A 16361-nucleotide genomic window follows, 5' to 3' on the forward strand; every position below is an offset into this window, starting at 1 on the left:
GGGAGGGGGCTGCCGGCTTCGCCGGGGCAGCCTTGCGGGCGGAGGCGGACCTGCCGCCGTTGCCCTGCTGGAGGGCGTCCGTCAGTTTGCGGACTACGGGCGCTTCGATGGTCGAAGACGCCGAACGGACGAATTCACCGAGTTCTTGGAGCTTGGCCATGACGACCTTGCTCTCGACGCCGAACTCCTTGGCGAGTTCGTATACCCGGACCTTAGCCACTTCGCTCCTTTTAGGTCCGGGTTGCGGCCGGACCGTCGCTACTTCATGGGCGTACTCATCGCGTACTCATCGAGTGCTCATCGCAATCTCGACCTACTTCCGACTCGCGAGGTACCAGGGCCGCACGGGGATCCGCGCGACGCTTCTTACGGTGCTGCCTGCTCGGCAACTGTTGTCCGCTCGACGTACCGGCGCAACGCCTTTGTGTCGAGCGCTCCCGGGGCGCGCAACGCCCGCGTGAACGCCCGGCGGCGTACCGCCTGGTCGAGACAGACCAGGGCGGGGTGTACGTACGCACCCCGGCCGGGCAGCGTACCGCGAGGATCAGGGACGCACTCGTCCCCGATCGCCACGGTCCGCAGCAGATCCGTCTTGGCCGCTCGTTCCCGGCACCCCACACAGGTGCGTTCAGGGCAGGCGCGGGCGTGTGTCCGGCCAGACACCGTTAAGTCTACCTCCCCGTACCGACCCCACCCCTTCGGGGCATGATGCGAACAGTTGCCGCGGGGCAACCTGACGTGATCTGAGCGGCGCGAGGCCCGGATCTATTCCCCGGCCTGCTCGGTGTCGGCCCGGATGTCGATCCGCCAGCCGGTGAGGCGGGCCGCGAGCCGGGCGTTCTGCCCTTCCTTGCCGATCGCCAGGGAGAGCTGGTAGTCGGGCACGGTCACGCGCGCGGACCGCGCGGCCATGTCCACGACGTCCACCCGGGAGACCCGGGCGGGCGACAGGGCGTTCGCCACCATCTCCGCCGGGTCGTCCGACCAGTCGACGATGTCGATCTTCTCGCCGTTCAGCTCGCCCATCACGTTGCGCACCCGGCCGCCCATCGGGCCGATGCACGCGCCCTTGGCGTTCAGGCCGCTGCGGGTGGAGCGCACGGCGATCTTCGTACGGTGACCGGCCTCACGCGCGATGGCGGCGATCTCGACGGACCCGTCGGCGATCTCCGGCACCTCCAGGGCGAAGAGCTTCTTCACCAGGCTCGGATGGGTGCGCGAGAGGGTGACCGACGGACCGCGCACACCCTTGGCCACCCGGACGACGTACGAGCGCAGCCGCATGCCGTGCGGATACGTCTCCCCCGGGACCTGCTCCTGCACCGGGAGGATGGCCTCCAGCTTGCCGATGTCCACGAGGACGTTCTTCGGGTCGCGGCCCTGCTGGACCACGCCGGTGACGATGTCGCCCTCACGGCCGGCGTACTCGCCGAGCGTCGCGTCGTCCTCGGCGTCGCGCAGCCGCTGCAGGATGACCTGCTTGGCGGTGGTGGCGGCGATGCGGCCGAAGCCGGACGGGGTGTCGTCGAACTCGCGGGCCTCCTGGCCCTCGTCGAGGTCCTCGGGGTCCTCCTTCGCCCACACGGTCACGTGCCCGGTCTCCCGGTCGAGCTCCACGCGCGCGTGTCGGCGGCTTCCCTCGGTGCGGTGGTAGGCGATGAGGAGGGCCGACTCGATCGCCTCGACCAGCAGGGAGAAGGAGATCTCCTTCTCCCGAACCAAGCCCCGCAGGGCACTCATGTCGATGTCCACGGCTACGCCTCCTCTTCCTTCTTGTCCTTGCGGTTGAACTCGACCTGCACGCGCGCCCTGTCGATCTCAGGGAAGGCGAGCCTGCGGACGGTGGCCTTGCGGCCCTTGACCCCGGGCACTTCGAGGGCGAGACCGTCCTCGTCCGCCTCGACGATGCGCGCCACCAGTTCGCCGCCCTCGGCGAGCTGGAACCTCACCAGGCGGCCGACGGCGCGCACATAGTGGCGGTGCTCCGTCAGAAGGCGCTCCGCGCCCGGGGTGCCGACCTCGAGGGTGTACTCGCCCTCGCCCATCGCGTCGGTCTCGTCGAGCTTCGCCGAGAGCCCGCGGCTCACATCGGCGATCTGGTCGAGGTCGGCTCCGGTGTCGGAGTCGACGACCACCCGCAGCACCCGCTTGCGTCCGACCGAGTCCACTTCGATCTCTTCGAGATCCAGCCCCTGGGAGCTGACGAGGGGCTCCAGGAGTTCTCGCAGCCTCTCGCTCTGGGTGGTGCTCATCCGGGTGACTCCTCGGCCGCGTGTGCTGTTGTGGGATGGGTCGCGTGTCTGGTCAAAGGGTATCCGGTCGCGGGGTGTGTTGCCGTCCACCTGTGCGTGACCGGTGCCGATGAGTGGCGGGGTCCGCCGGCGCGGGTACGGTGATCACGGGCCTGCGGCCCGCCTGCCCCGAAACCGCTGTCGCAACCGCCGTCGCACCTCCTTTCGTACGAGCCCCCGAGGACGTCTGCCGTGCCGTACTCCCTGCCGCCGCGCGCCCCCTCGGGCCCGCGCAGAAGAACCCTGCTCGCCTCGGCCGCGGGTGCCGCGCTGCTGGCGGGCTGCAGCTCCGGGCCCGACGATCCGGACGGCGGCACGAGCGGCAGCCCCTCGCTCGCCGAGCGGGCACGCGCGCGTGCGGCCCGCGACAGCGAGGACCTGGTGGCCCGCTACGACGCGGTGCTCACCGCGTATCCGGTGCTGGCGGAGTCCGTCGGTCCGCTGCGGGCGGTGGCGCTGCGGCACGCGCAGGCGTTCGGCGCGGGCACCCCGAAGCCCTCGGGCAGCTCCTCCCCGGCGGCCGGGCCCACCGCGTCCGCTGGGGTCTCCTCCCCCGCGGTGCCCGGGAGCGAGCGGGACGCCCTGTCCGCGCTGGCCGCCGCCGAGCGCGGGCTGGCGGACCGCCGGGCCGCGGCGCTGCTGGGGGTCCCGGGTGAACTGGCGCGGCTGCTGGCCTCCGTGGCGGCGGCCGGTGCGGCGCACGCGTTCCTGCTGACGGAGGGAGCCAGGTGAGCGAGGCGGAAAAGGCGAGGATGGCGGCGCTCCAGGCGGCGCTGGCCGCCGAGCACGCGGCGGTGTACGGGTACGGCGTCGTCGGCGGGCGGATCGGCGCGGACCGGCGCTCCGCGGCACGCTCGGCGTACGAGGCGCACCGGGCGCGACGGGACGCGCTGGCGCGTGCCGTGCGCGACCTGAAGGGCGAGCCGGTCGCCGCGAGCGCCGCGTACGCGCTGCCCTTCCCGGTCGCGGACCCGGAGGCGGCCGTACGGCTCGCCGCCGAGCTGGAGGACCGGGTGGCCGGGGTGTACTCCGACCTGGTGCGGGCAGCAGAGGGTGAGCTGCGGGGCACGGCCGCCGAGGCGCTGCGCGAGGCCGCGGTGCGCGCGGTGCGCTGGCGCGGCGAGGGCGTAGCCTTCCCCGGGCTCGCCGAGCGGGCGGGGACGGCGTCGGCGGCGCCGACCGCGTGACGCGGCCCTGAGGACACGTACGGGCGGGGCAGGTACGGGAAGGGAACGGCTCGCGCATGGCTTTCGCACCGCCGCAGCGTCTGGTCAGGGCGCTCGGTGAGACGGCACCGGACGGTGACGACTGGTTGGAGGAGCTGCCGGAGGCGGCTCAACGGGCCGTCGCACTACGCGAGTTGACGGTGGAGCGGGTGCAGCTGCCCGGTGGCCGGAGCAGCCTGGTGGTGCTCGTGCGCCGTCCCGGCGACGCTCCCGCCGTGCTCAAGCTGGCGCCGCCCCGGGCCCGTCCGGAGAGCGAGCGGGCCGCGCTCGCGCACTGGGGCGGCGTGGGCGCCGTCCAGTCGGTCGAGCCGCCGGTGACCGAGGGGGTGCTGCTGCTGGAGCGGCTGCGCCCGGATCTGTCGGTGCGGTCGCTGCCGGAGCCGAAGGCGCTGCTGGAGGCGGCGGGGACGCTGCGGCGGCTGTGGGTGGAGCCGCCCCCCGGCGCCGTCTTCGAGACGGTGGCGGAGCGCACCGGCCGGCAGGCCGGGGCGATGCGGGCGGCGGCGGCCGGGGAACCGGACGTGGCGGCGCTGGTCGACGCGGCGCTCGCCGCGCGGGAGGACCTGCTGGGCGCGCCGCCCGAACGGCGGTTGCTGCACGGGACGTTCCGGCAGAGCAAGGTGCTGGCCGGGGAGCGGATGCCGTGGCTGGCGGTGGGGCCGGACCCGGTGGTCGGCGAGTGCGCGTTCGATCTGGCGCGGCTGGTGCGGGACCGGGTGGAGGACCTGATCGCCTCGCCGTCCGGGGCGGCGACGACGCGGCGGCGCGTGAAGCGGCTCGCGGAGTCGCTGGAGGTCGACCAGGAGCGGCTGCGCGGCTGGACGCTGTTCCGGGCGGTGGAGTCCGGTGTGCGCGCGCTGCGCGTGGGACGGCCCAGGGACGCCGAACTGCTCCTGGAGTTCGCCGGCTGGCTGTAGCCCGCGCCACCCCGCGCGCGCGGGGCCGTCCCCGGCCGCCCGGACCGGCGGCCGGGGACGGCCCGGGGCGGTGCGGCTCCCGGGCGGTCAGGCGGTCAGGCGGGCGATCGCCTCGTCGACCGTCAGCTCCTCGCGCTCACCGGTCCTGCGGTCCTTGAGCTCGACGACACCCTCGGCGGCGCGGCGGCCGGCCACCAGGATGTGCGGCACGCCGATCAGCTCGGAGTCGGTGAACTTCACGCCGGGCGAGACTCCGGCGCGGTCGTCGCACAGGACGCGCAGGCCGGCCGCGGACAGCTTCTCGGAGACGTCGAGGGCGAGTTCGGTCTGCAGGGCCTTGCCGGCGGCGACGACGTGGATGTCGGCCGGGGCGACCTCGGCGGGCCAGCACAGGCCCTTGTCGTCGGCGGTCTGCTCGGCGAGGGCCGCGACGGCGCGCGAGACGCCGATGCCGTAGGAGCCCATGGTCACCCGGACCGGCTTGCCGTGCTGGCCGAGGACGTCGAGCTTGAGGGCGTCGGCGTACTTGCGGCCCAGCTGGAAGATGTGGCCGATCTCGATGGCGCGGTCCAGCTTGAGGCCCGTGCCGCACTTCGGGCAGGGGTCGCCCTCCTGCACGACGACGACGTCGACGTAGGCGTCGACCTCGAAGTCGCGGCCCGCGACGACGTTCCTCGCGTGCGTGCCCTCCTTGTTGGCGCCGGTGATCCAGGAGGTGCCGGGGGCCACGCGCGGGTCGGCGAGGTAGCGGACCTTCTCGCCGAGGCCCTGCGGGCCGACGTAGCCGCGGACCAGGTCCGGGCGGCCCGCGAAGTCCGCCTCGGTGACCATCTCGACGACGGCCGGGGCGAAGTGCGCCTCCACCTTGGCGATGTCGACCTCGCGGTCGCCGGGGACGCCCACGGCGACGATCTCGCCGTCGACCTTGACCAGCAGGTTCTTCAGGGTCTCGGCGGCCTGGACGCCGAGGTGGGCGGCGAGGGTCTCGATGGTGGGGGTGTCCGGGGTCGGGATCTCCTCCAGGGCGGGGGCGCCCGTGGCGTCGACCGGCTGGAGCGCGTAGGTGATCGCCTCGGTGTTGGCCGCGAAGTCGCAGTTCGGGCAGTCGGCGAAGGTGTCCTCGCCGGCCTCGGCCGGGGCGAGGAACTCCTCCGACTTCGAGCCGCCCATCGCGCCCGCGGTCGCCGCGCAGATGCGGTAGTCGAGGCCCAGGCGCTCGAAGACGCGCTGGTAGGCCAGGCGGTGCAGGGCGTAGGACCGGGCCAGGCCCTCGTCCTCGGTGTCGAAGGAGTACGAGTCCTTCATCAGGAACTCGCGGCCGCGCAGGATGCCGGCCCGCGGACGGGCCTCGTCGCGGTACTTGTGCTGGATCTGGTAGAGGATGACCGGCAGGTCCTTGTAGGAGGACGCCTGGTCCTTCACCAGCAGCGTGAAGATCTCCTCGTGGGTCGGGCCGAGGAGGTAGTCGCCGCCCTTGCGGTCCTGGAGGCGGAACAGCTCCTGGCCGTACTCGTCCCAGCGGCCCGTCGCGTCGTAGGGCTCGCGGGGCAGCAGGGCGGGGAGCAGCACCTCCTGGGCGCCGATGGCGTCCATCTCCTCGCGGACGACGCGCTCCACGTTGGCGAGGACCCGCTTGCCGAGGGGCAGCCAGGACCAGATGCCGGCCGCCGTGCGGCGGACGTAGCCGGCGCGGACGAGCAGCTTGTGGCTGAGGACCTCGGCGTCCGCCGGGTCGTCGCGCAGCGTCTTCGCCATCAACTGGGACATGCGCTGGACCGGTGCGTTCGCCATCGTTCTCGTACTCCTGCTGGACGGGGAGCCCCGCCCGGCGGCCGGGAACGGGGGAGGTTATGTCAGGAGGTTAGCCGGGTGGTACGGGACGGTGGAAATCGGTTAACGGCGGCGCAGCGGCAGCGGGGCGCCCATCACGGCGTACGGCTTCGGGGCGCTGGGGAAGAGGACCTGGCGGGCGAGGTCCTCGTAGCCCAGGGAGCGGTACAGGCCGCGGGCCGGGCTCTCGACGTCGATGGCCGAGAGGATGCTGCGGGTCTCGGCGGCGCCGTCGGTGAGGGTGGTGATCAGGGAGCGTCCGGCGCCGCGGTGCTGGTAGCGGGGGTGGACGTGGAGTTCGGTGATGACGAAGGAGCCGTCCAGCCAGTCGTCGTGGCCCCGCGCCCGCAGATAGGGCTCCACGACGGTGGACCACCAGTGGGCGCGGTCGTTGGGCATGCCGTAGACGAAGCCGACCAGCCGGCCCGCCGCGGTGGCGCCGAGGGCGCGGGCGCCGGGGTAGGTCATGTGGCGCAGGACGATCTGGCGGCGTACGGCCACCTCGTCGGGGCCGAGTCCGAAGGCGACGGCCTGGACGGCGAGGGCCTCGTCGACCCGGGCGGAGAGATCCAGCGGACCGATCACGATGTCGTCGGGGTGGCGGCGGTGCGCGTGACCGGGAAGTCGCATGCCGGGGAGCCTACAGGGGTGTCCGGGGCGCGTTCCGGGTGTGGTGGCGGGCGGCGGCGGGGCTCAGAACAGGACACTCATGAACGCGCCGACCTCCTGGAATCCGGCGCGGGTGTACGTCCTGCGCGCCGCCGTGTTGAAGTCGTTGACGTAGAGGCTGACGACGGGGGCCACGTCGGCGAGCGCGTAGCGCAGGACCGCCGCCATGCCGGGGGCGGCGAGGCCCTTGCCGCGGTGTTCGGGCGCGACCCAGACGCCCTGGATCTGGCAGGCGCGGCCGGTGGCGGCGCCGATCTCCGCCTTGAAGGCGACCTTGCCGTGCTCGTCGAGCCGGGCGAACGAGCGGCCGGAGCCGACGAGTTCGGCGACCCGGGCCTGGTAGAGGAGTCCGCCGTCGCCGGCCATGGGTGAGACGCCGACCTCCTCGGTGAACATCGCCACGCACGCCGGCATGATCGTTTCCATCTCGTCCTTGCGGATGCGGCGGACGTAGGGGTCGGGGGTGATCCCGGCCGGCATACGGTCGGTGACCATGAGGGGCTGGTGGGCCCTGATCTCACGGGCCGGGCCCCAGGCGGGCTCCAGCAGGCGCCACAGCTGGGCGGTGGGCTCGGCGGGGCCGACGATCGAGGAGCAGCGGCGGCCGGCCCGGCGGGCGCGGTCGGCGAAGGCGCGGATCGCGCGGGGGGTGGCGCAGATCGGGACGAGGTTGGCGCCCGCGTAGCACAGGGAGGTCAGCATGCCGCCCTCGTACCAGCCCCACATCTCGCCGCCGAGGCGCCAGGGGTCGAGGCCGGCCACCTGGACGCGCGAGGTCACGAAGGCGTTCACGACCGGCTCGCTGTCGAGGACGGCGAGCGCGGAGTCCAGGTCACTCGGTTCGAGCACCCGTGAGGTGGTCTGGGTCAACACGTGCGGGGCCTCACGCTGGGGTTCTGCTGGTCCCCGCACTGTACCCGCGGAAGCCGGGCGGTGCCGCCCCGTGGGCGGGGCCGCCCGTGCGCCCGGTGTCCGGGGCCGGTTCGGTGCCGGACGGCCCGGCGGGAGGGGCCCGCCGGGCGGGAGTTCAGCCCGCGACCGAGACCGACGGCTCGCCGCTCGTCACGCCGTCCGCCTCCATCTGCTCGGCGATCTTCATGGCCTCTTCGATGAGGGTCTCGACGATCTTCGACTCGGGGACGGTCTTGATGACCTCGCCCTTGACGAAGATCTGCCCCTTGCCGTTGCCGGAGGCGACACCGAGGTCGGCCTCCCGTGCCTCGCCGGGGCCGTTGACGACACAGCCCATGACGGCGACGCGGAGGGGGACCTCCATGCCCGTCAGGCCGGCGGTGACCTCCTCGGCCAGCTTGTAGACGTCGACCTGGGCGCGCCCGCAGGACGGGCAGGAGACGATCTCCAGGCCGCGCTGCCTGAGGTTCAGCGACTCCAGGATCTGGTTGCCGACCTTGACCTCCTCCACGGGCGGCGCGGACAGCGAGACGCGGATGGTGTCGCCGATGCCCTGGGAGAGGAGGGCGCCGAAGGCGACCGCGCTCTTGATGGTGCCCTGGAACGCCGGGCCGGCCTCGGTGACGCCGAGGTGGAGGGGGTAGTCGCACTGCTCGGCCAGCAGCTGGTAGGCGCGGACCATGACGACGGGGTCGTTGTGCTTGACGGAGATCTTGATGTCGCGGAAGTCGTGCTCCTCGAAGAGGGACGCCTCCCACAGGGCCGACTCCACGAGCGCCTCGGGCGTGGCCTTGCCGTACTTCTGGAGCAGCCGGCGGTCCAGCGACCCCGCGTTCACCCCGATGCGGATCGGGGTGCCGTGGTCCTTGGCGGCCCGCGCGATCTCCTTGACCTTGTCGTCGAACTGCTTGATGTTGCCCGGGTTGACCCGGACCGCGGCGCAGCCCGCCTCGATCGCCGCGAACACGTACTTCGGCTGGAAGTGGATGTCGGCGATCACCGGGAGCTGGGACTTGCGGGCGATCGTCGACAGCGCGTCCGCGTCGTCCTGCGTCGGGCACGCGACCCGCACGATCTGGCAGCCGGAGGCGGTGAGCTCGGCGATCTGCTGGAGCGTGGCGCCGATGTCCGACGTACGCGTCGTGGTCATCGACTGCACCGAGACCGGCGCGTCTCCGCCGACCGCCACCGTTCCGACCTGGATCTGACGGCTCTTGCGGCGCTCGGCGAGCTTGGTCGGAACGGACGGCATGCCGAGAGAAATCGCAGTCATCTGCTGTGCAACCCCAAGTCGTGGATCAAGGTCCGGCCCCGCCGGCGAAGCGGGCCCCGAGCTTCGAGATTACGGCACCGGCGCTCACCCCAGCACATCACGCCCCGTAAACCCACTCATTGGAAGGCGGCCCGGGACATATGATCCCGGGCCGCCGTGAACGCCGGGCAGGCGGGACTTTCGAAACCCGCCCTAGGAGATTCTGACGGGGTTGACGACGTCCGCCACCAACACCAGCAGGGTGAAGCAGATGAAGATGCCCGCGACCACGTAGGCCACCGGCATCAGCTTCGCCACGTCGAACGGGCCGGGGTCCGGGCGGCGCAGCACCCGGGCCGTGAAGCGGCGCAGCGACTCCCACAGGGCGCCCGCGATGTGGCCGCCGTCGAGGGGCAGCAGCGGGAGCATGTTGAACAGGAACAGGGAGAGGTTGAAGCCGGCCAGCAGGAAGACGAACGTGGCCAGCTGCTGCGAGGGCGGGATGTCCAGGGTGGCGATCTCACCGCTGACCCGGGCCGCTCCGACGATGCCCATCGGGGAGTCCGGCTGGCGCTCGCCGTCGCCGAAGGCGGCGTCCCAGAGGGCGGGGACCTTGCTGGGCAGTGCGATGAGGGAGTCCACGGCGTCGCCGACGCGGTCGCCCATCCAGGTGACGGACTCGCCGAGGTCCTGTTTCACGACGCCGGTCGCGGCGCTGAAGCCGAGGAAGCCGGCCTTGACGTACTGGCCCTGGACGTAGGAACCGGCCGCGTCCTTCTTCACCACGCGGTTGGTGGCGATCTGCGCCTGGAGGGTGACCTCCTTGCCGTCGCGCTCGACGACGATCGGCACCTGCTTGCCCGCGCTGTCGCGGATCAGGTCGGAGAGGGTGTCCCACTCCTGGGTGCGCACCCCGCCGAAGGAGACGATCTTGTCGCCGGCCTTCATGCCCGCGGCCGCGGCCGGGGACTCGGGGTCGGACGCCTTGCAGGTGTCGCGGTTCTCGGTCTGGGCGATGACGCACGGGGAGACCGAGCTGACGGTGGTGGTCTGCTGCTGGATGCCGAAGCCCATCAGCACGGTGAGGAACAGCACGGCCGCGAGGATCAGGTTCATGAACGGGCCCGCGAACATCACGATCACGCGCTTCCAGGGCTTGCGCGTGTAGAAGAGGCGCGTCTCGTCGCCGGGGTGCAGCTCCTCGAAGGACTGGGCGCGGGCGTCCTCGATCATGCCGCGCCAGGGCGAGGTGGAGCGGGCCTCCAGCCTGCCGTCCGGGCCGGGCGGGAACATGCCGATCATGCGGATGTAGCCGCCGAACGGGACGGCCTTGATGCCGTACTCGGTCTCGCCCTTGTTCCGCGACCAGATGGTGGGGCCGAAGCCGACCATGTACTGCGGCACCCGGATGCCGAACAGCTTGGCCGTGGACAGGTGGCCCAGCTCGTGCCAGGCGATCGAGGCGAGCAGCCCCACCGCGAAGAGCACTATGCCGAGGATGAACATCAGGGTCGTCATGCACGGGCCTCCGCCGTGTGTGCCGTCAGTTCCCGGGCCCGGCTGCGGGCCCAGGTCTCCGCTTCGAGGACGTCCGCGACGGTCAGCGAAGTTCCCGAGTCCGGATTTCCGTGCTCCTGCACCACCCGGGTCACGGTCTCCATGATCCCGTTGAACGGCAGCGCGCCGGAGCGGAACGCCTCCACGCACTCCTCGTTGGCGGCATTGAACACCGCGGGCGCGGTGCCCGCGAGTTCACCCACGTGCCGGGCCAGGCCGACCGAGGGGAAGGCCTCCTCGTCGAGGGGGTGGAACTCCCATGTCGCGGCCTTGCTCCAGTCGAAGGCGGGAGCGGCGTCGGGGACGCGCTCGGGCCAGCCGAGCCCGATGGCGATCGGGCCGCGCATGTCGGGCGGGGTCGCCTGGGCGATCGTGGATCCGTCGGTGAACTCGACCATCGAGTGGACATACGACTGGGGGTGCACGACCACCTCAATGCGGTCGAAGGGAATGTCGTAGAGCAGGTGGGCCTCGATCACCTCCAGGCCCTTGTTGACCAGGGTCGCGGAGTTGATCGTGATGACCGGGCCCATGGCCCAGGTCGGGTGGGCGAGCGCGTCCTCGACCGTCACGTGCGCGAGTTCGGCCCTGGTGCGGCCGCGGAAGGGGCCGCCGGAGGCGGTGACGACCAGCTTGCGCACATCGGCACGCGAGCCGGACGCCAGCGCCTGGAACAGCGCGGCGTGCTCGGAGTCGACGGGGATGATCTGCCCCGGCTCGGCGCGGTCCCTGACCAGGGGGCCGCCGACGATGAGGGACTCCTTGTTGGCGAGGGCCAGGGTGCGGCCCGCCTCCAGGGCGGCCAGCGTGGGGGCGAGGCCGATGGAGCCGGTGATGCCGTTGAGGACGGTGTGGCACTCGGAGGCGGCGGCCTCGGTGGCCGCCTCCGGGCCGGCCAGGATGCCGGGGAGCGGCTCCCCCGTGCCGTACCGGGCCCGCAGGGCTTCCCGCAGGGCCGGTACGGCGTCCTCGCGGGCGACCGCGACGGTCCGTGCCCCGAGCCGGTGCGCCTGCTCCGCGAGGAGGCCGACCCGGCCGCCGTTGGCCGACAGGGCGGTGACCCGGAACCGGCCGGGGTTGCGCAGCACGAGGTCGACGGCCTGGGTGCCGATGGAACCGGTGGAGCCGAGGATCACCACGTCCTTGGGGCCGTCGCCCGCCACGGGGTCGTAGACGAGATGAGGGTCGGCGAGGGCGCGGGGCCCGCGCCCTGCGGGGGATGGACTGTCGCTCATCCCCCCATTGTGGCGTCAAGGAGCGGCGGGACCGACAGGGCGTCCCCGTCCGGCGGGTGACAGGACGGTGAGGGGCCGGCGCGGACGGCGGCCCCTCACCGCCGGGTCAGCGGATCGGGCGGTGCAAGTTGTCCCGTTCGCTCGGGCCGGGCGTGGCGTCGGCGATCCACACGCCGCCGTCGTCGGAGGGGTCGACGATGCCCTGCTCCAGCCAGGTGTACGTGCCCGACATCACGCCCTTGACCACCTTGCGGTCGAGGTCGTCGGTGTTGGACCACAGGCGGCCGAACAGTTCCTCGACGCGCAGCCGGGACTGCCGGCAGAACGCGTCGGCGAGCTGGTACGCCTCGCGGCCGTGTTCGCCGCGGGCGCGCAGGTGTTCGGCGCGGACACAGGCCGCGCTCATGGCGAACAGTTCGGCGCCGATGTCCACGACCCGGCCGAGGAAGCCCTGCTTGGTCTCCATGCGGCCCTGCCAGCGGGACATGCCGTAGAAGGTGGAGCGGGCGAGCTTGCGGGACGTGCGTTCGACGTAGCGCAGATGGGTGGCGAGGTCGACGCCCTGTTTGAACTCGCCGAAGGAGTAGGGCAGTTGTCCTTGTCCGGCGACCAGTCTGGGCAGCCACCTGGCGTAGAAGGCGCCGGCGTTCGCGCCCGCCCGCGCCTTGTCCTGGAGGGTCGAGTCGGGGTCGATGAGGTCGCCGGCGACGCTCAGGTGGGCGTCGACGGCCTCGCGGGCGATCAGGAGGTGCATGATCTCCGTGGAGCCCTCGAAGATGCGGTTGATCCGCAGGTCGCGCAGGATCTGCTCGGCGGCCACCCCGCGTTCGCCGCGCGCCCGGAGGGAGTCGGCGGTCTCGAAGCCGCGGCCGCCGCGGATCTGGACCAGTTCGTCGGCGAGGAGCCAGGCCATCTCGGAGGCGTACAGCTTGGCGAGTGCGCCCTCGATGCGGATGTCGTTGCGGTCCTCGTCGGCCATCTGCGAGGCGAGGTCGGTGACGGCCTCCAGGGCGAAGGTGGTCGCCGCGATGAAGGAGATCTTCGAGCCGACCGCCTCGTGCCGGGCGAGGGGCTTGCCCCACTGCTCGCGCGCGGCCGACCACTCGCGGGCGATCTTCAGGCACCACTTGCCCGCGGCGACGCAGGAGGCGGGCAGCGAGAGCCGTCCGGTGTTCAGCGTGGTGAGCGCGATCTTCAGGCCGGTGCCCTCGGGGCCGATGCGGTTGGCGGCGGGTACGCGGACCCGGTGGAAGCGGGTGACGCCGTTCTCGATGCCGCGCAGCCCCATGAAGGCGTTGCGGTTCTCGACGGTGACGCCGGGCGAGCCGGTCTCGACGACGAAGGCCGTGATGCCGCCCTTGTGGCCCTCGGACTTCGGCACCCGGGCCATGACGACGAGGAGGTCGGCGACGACGCCGTTGGTGGTCCACAGCTTGACGCCGTCCAGGACGTAGTCGTCCCCGTCCGGTACGGCGGTGGTGGCGAGGCGGGCCGGGTCGGAGCCGACGTCGGGCTCGGTCAGCAGGAAGGCGCTGATGTCGGTGCGGGCGCAGCGCGGCAGGAACCGCTCCTTCTGCTCGGGGGTGCCGAACAGTTTCAGCGGCTGCGGTACGCCGATCGACTGATGGGCGGAGAGCAGGACGCCGATCGCCGGGGAGGCCGAGCCGGCCAGGGTGAGCGCCTTGTTGTAGTAGACCTGGCCGAGGCCGAGGCCGCCGTACCTGGTGTCGATCTTCATGCCGAGGGCGCCGAGCTCCTTGAGTCCGGCGATCACCTCGTCGGGGATGCGGGCCTCGCGCTCGATGAGGGCGCCGTCGACCTTCGTCTCGCAGAAGTCGCGCAGTTGGGCGAGGAAGCGCTCGCCCCGCCGGGACGCCTCGTCGGTGGGCATCGGGTGCGGATGGATCAGGTCGAGGCGGAAGCGGCCGAGGAACAGCTCCTTGGCGAAGCTGGGCTTGCGCCACTCCTGCTGCCGGGCCTCCTCCGCCACCTGACGTGCCTCACGTTCGGTGACGGTGGGTTTCGGGGGTGCTGCGGACATGAGGCTCACCTCGCCGCGAATCGGGATCAGGGACCGGGTGTTACCGACGGGTGCTACCCGATCGTATGTACCCGATTACGGGCGACCCCACCACCCCGGGCGCTGCCGGACGGCCGAAGAGGCCGGTGGCCGGAGCCCCCGCACAGCGGGCTCCGGCCACCGGTTCTCACAGGCCGCGGATCGCGGGTCGCTCAGAGCGCGAGGCCGGTGAGGACCATGACCCGCTCGTAGGTGTAGTCGTCCATCGCGAACCGCACGCCCTCGCGGCCGACGCCGGACTGCTTGACGCCGCCGTACGGCATCTGGTCGGCGCGGTAGGACGGGACGTCGCCGATGACCACGCCGCCGACCTCCAGCGCCCGGTGGGCACGGAAGGCGCTCTGCAGGTCGTGGGTGAACACCCCTGCCTGGAGGCCGTACTTGGAGTCGTTGACGGCCGCGAAGGCGGCGGCCTCCCCGGTCACCCGCTGCACGGTGAGGACCGGTCCGAAGACCTCCTCGCAGGCGAGGGTGGCATCGGCCGGCACGTCGGTGAGGACGGTCGGCGCGTAGGAGGCTCCGTCGCGCTTGCCGCCGGTGAGCAGGGCCGCCCCGGCGGCCACGGCCTCCTCGACCCAGGACTCCACGCGCCTGGCCGCGTCCTCGCTGACCAGCGGGCCGACGTCGGTGGCGTCGTCGCCCGGGTCACCGGTGACCTGGGCCTCGACGGCGGCGACGACGCGCGGCAGCAGCCGGTCGTACACCGAGGCGTCCGCGATGACCCGCTGCACGGAGATGCAGGACTGGCCGCCCTGGTAGTTGGAGAACGCCGCGATGCGGGCCGCCGCGTGGTCGAGGTCCTCGTCGGAGGCGTAGTCGGCCAGCACGACCGCCGCGCCGTTGCCGCCGAGTTCCAGCGTGCAGTGCTTGCGCGGCACCGAGTCCATGATCGCGTAGCCGACCTTCTCGGAGCCGGTGAAGGAGATGACCGGCAGGCGCTCGTCCTGGACCAGCGCGGGCATCTTCTCGTTCGGCACCGGCAGGATGCTCCAGGAGCCGGCCGGCAGCTCGGTCTCGGCGAGCAGTTCGCCGAGGACCAGCGCGGACAGCGGGGTGGCCGGGGCGGGCTTCAGGATGATCGGCGTGCCGGCCGCGATCGCCGGGGCGACCTTGTGGGCGCACAGGTTCAGCGGGAAGTTGAACGGCGCGATGCCGAGCACGACGCCCTTGGGGAAGCGGCGGGTGAAGGCGAGCCGCCCCTGGCCGCCGGGGTCGGTGTCGAGGCGCTGGGCCTCGCCGCCGTTGAAGCGCCGGGCCTCCTCGGCGGCGAAGCGGAAGACGGAGACGGCTCGGCCGACCTCGCCGCGCGCCCACTTCACCGGCTTGCCGTTCTCGGCGGAGATCAGCCGGGCGATCTCCTCGGCGCGCTCGGCCAGCCGCCGGCTGACGTGGTCGAGGGCGGCGGCGCGCACGTGGGCCGGCGTCGCGGCGAACGCGTCGCGGACCGCGTACGCGGCGGCCACGGCCTCCTCGGTCTGCGCGTCGCTCGGCACGCTCACCGTGCCGACGGTCCGCCCGTCCCACGGGGAGGTCACATCGAAGCTGTCCTCGCCGCCGACCTGGCGGCCGGCGAGCCAGAAGGCGTGGGTGGAAGTCATCTCGGTCCCGGCCCTTCCGCGTTGGGGGTGTCTGCTGTGTCGAGGTCCACGGTAGGGGGGCGGGGGCACGGCGGTGTTTGTCCGGGGTGTAGTGGTGCGGGCCGCCGCTTCGACGGATCGGCGCAGCCCGCCTGCGCCGTCCGGACGCCCGGCTACTCCCCCGACGTGGCCTTCAGGGCGAGCCACAGCTCCATGCGCACGTCCGCGTCGTCCAGCGACCGGCCGAGGATCTCCTCGACCCGCCTCATCCGGTACCGCAGGGTGTGCCGGTGCACGCCCAGGTCCGCGGCGGCCGCGTCCCACTGGCCGTGCCGCGACAGCCACGCGCGCAGCGAGGCGACCAGGTCCCCGCGTCCCGTCGCGTCGTGTTCGCGCAGCGCCCGCAGCAGTCCGTCGGCGAAGGCGCGCACGGCGTCGTCCGCGAGCAGGGGCAGCACCGATCCGGCGGCCAGCTGCTCGTGCTCCACGCACACCCGCCCGCGGCGCCGCGCCACCGACAGGGCCTGCTCGGCCTGCTTGTAGGCGGCGGCCGCCGCGACGGTCCCCGCGGGCGCCGACAGCCCCACGACGAGTTCGGCGGCGCCCGGCTGGTCGGACACGGCCCCCGCCCGTGCCGCCTCACGTGCCGCCTCCCGGGACGTGGCGTACTGCGCGCAGGCCGACACCGCCGCGCCGCCGTCCGCCGCGAGCACCACCAGGCGGGCCGTCTCGCCGCCGCCCTCGGGCACCACGAGCACGGCCTCGCCGGCCCGTGCCGCCGCTGCCTCCACCACCTCGGTGAGCACGTCCAGGGG

General features: G+C 72.7%; 16 protein-coding genes. 3 read left to right on the plus strand and 13 right to left on the minus strand.

The genetic code is table 11. The features are described 5' to 3' along the window. The 4 genes from SZN_RS28185 to rimP form a co-directional block, all read right to left on the minus strand. On the minus strand, positions 1-220 hold a 220-nt coding region (locus SZN_RS28185; RefSeq protein ID WP_007501639.1), incomplete at its 3' end, for a translation initiation factor IF-2 N-terminal domain-containing protein. Positions 221-366: 146 nt separating this feature from the next. Further along, positions 367-663, minus strand: coding sequence for a YlxR family protein (locus SZN_RS39115; RefSeq protein ID WP_078508983.1), 297 nt, complete (start codon positions 661-663; stop codon positions 367-369). A 102-nt stretch (positions 664-765) separates the two neighbouring features. Beyond that, complete coding sequence (nusA, locus tag SZN_RS28190) at positions 766-1752, minus strand: transcription termination factor NusA (protein ID WP_007501643.1); 987 nt, start codon at positions 1750-1752, stop codon at positions 766-768. 2 nt (positions 1753-1754) lie between these two features. Continuing rightward, a complete protein-coding gene (gene rimP / locus SZN_RS28195) occupies positions 1755-2252 on the minus strand; it encodes a ribosome maturation factor RimP (RefSeq protein ID WP_007501646.1) in 498 nt (165 codons plus the stop codon). Between the two features lie 231 nt (positions 2253-2483). Between rimP and SZN_RS28200 the strand changes: the two genes are divergently transcribed. Genes SZN_RS28200 through SZN_RS28210 form a run of 3 tightly spaced genes read left to right on the plus strand, consistent with a single transcriptional unit; the run spans position 2484 to position 4434 of the window. After that, positions 2484-3023, plus strand: a complete 540-nt coding sequence (locus SZN_RS28200) for a hypothetical protein (protein ID WP_007501649.1) — start codon at positions 2484-2486, stop codon at positions 3021-3023. Positions 3024-3043: 20 nt separating this feature from the next. Continuing rightward, positions 3044-3478 (plus strand): ferritin-like domain-containing protein, encoded by a 435-nt coding sequence (locus SZN_RS28205; RefSeq protein ID WP_086021462.1) that lies wholly within the window; start codon positions 3044-3046, stop codon positions 3476-3478. A gap of 56 nt (positions 3479-3534) precedes the next feature. Continuing rightward, positions 3535-4434 carry an aminoglycoside phosphotransferase family protein gene (locus SZN_RS28210; RefSeq protein WP_007501653.1) on the plus strand — a complete coding sequence of 300 codons (900 nt, stop codon included), beginning with the start codon at positions 3535-3537 and terminating at the stop codon, positions 4432-4434. An 87-nt stretch (positions 4435-4521) separates the two neighbouring features. On the opposite strand, the gene SZN_RS28215 is transcribed toward SZN_RS28210, so the two are convergent. The 9 genes from SZN_RS28215 to SZN_RS28255 all read right to left on the minus strand — a co-directional run. Beyond that, a complete protein-coding gene (locus SZN_RS28215) occupies positions 4522-6225 on the minus strand; it encodes a proline--tRNA ligase (protein ID WP_007501654.1) in 1704 nt (567 codons plus the stop codon). Positions 6226-6327: 102 nt separating this feature from the next. Beyond that, a complete protein-coding gene (locus SZN_RS28220) occupies positions 6328-6894 on the minus strand; it encodes a GNAT family N-acetyltransferase (RefSeq protein WP_007501656.1) in 567 nt (188 codons plus the stop codon). A gap of 63 nt (positions 6895-6957) precedes the next feature. Continuing rightward, on the minus strand, positions 6958-7806 hold the full coding sequence (locus SZN_RS28225) for a GNAT family N-acetyltransferase (RefSeq protein ID WP_007501658.1): 849 nt from the start codon (positions 7804-7806) through the stop codon (positions 6958-6960). A 154-nt stretch (positions 7807-7960) separates the two neighbouring features. Next, positions 7961-9118 carry a flavodoxin-dependent (E)-4-hydroxy-3-methylbut-2-enyl-diphosphate synthase gene (gene ispG, locus SZN_RS28230; RefSeq protein WP_007501661.1) on the minus strand — a complete coding sequence of 386 codons (1158 nt, stop codon included), beginning with the start codon at positions 9116-9118 and terminating at the stop codon, positions 7961-7963. A gap of 192 nt (positions 9119-9310) precedes the next feature. Then, positions 9311-10603, minus strand: a complete 1293-nt coding sequence (locus SZN_RS28235) for a M50 family metallopeptidase (protein ID WP_208865862.1) — start codon at positions 10601-10603, stop codon at positions 9311-9313. An 8-nt stretch (positions 10604-10611) separates the two neighbouring features. After that, entirely contained in the window at positions 10612-11889 is a 1278-nt protein-coding gene (gene dxr, locus SZN_RS28240; protein WP_043733599.1) for a 1-deoxy-D-xylulose-5-phosphate reductoisomerase, read from the minus strand. Positions 11890-11995: 106 nt separating this feature from the next. Beyond that, positions 11996-13930 carry an acyl-CoA dehydrogenase family protein gene (locus SZN_RS28245; protein ID WP_043733601.1) on the minus strand — a complete coding sequence of 645 codons (1935 nt, stop codon included), beginning with the start codon at positions 13928-13930 and terminating at the stop codon, positions 11996-11998. 191 nt (positions 13931-14121) lie between these two features. After that, on the minus strand, positions 14122-15567 hold the full coding sequence (locus SZN_RS28250) for an aldehyde dehydrogenase family protein (protein ID WP_007501669.1): 1446 nt from the start codon (positions 15565-15567) through the stop codon (positions 14122-14124). 152 nt (positions 15568-15719) lie between these two features. Beyond that, a partial coding sequence (locus SZN_RS28255) for a PucR family transcriptional regulator (protein ID WP_007501672.1) occupies positions 15720-16361 on the minus strand: 642 nt, incomplete at its 5' end.

The organism is Streptomyces zinciresistens K42, from assembly GCF_000225525.1.
In the GTDB taxonomy this organism is placed as follows: Bacteria; Actinomycetota; Actinomycetes; order Streptomycetales; family Streptomycetaceae; genus Streptomyces; species Streptomyces zinciresistens.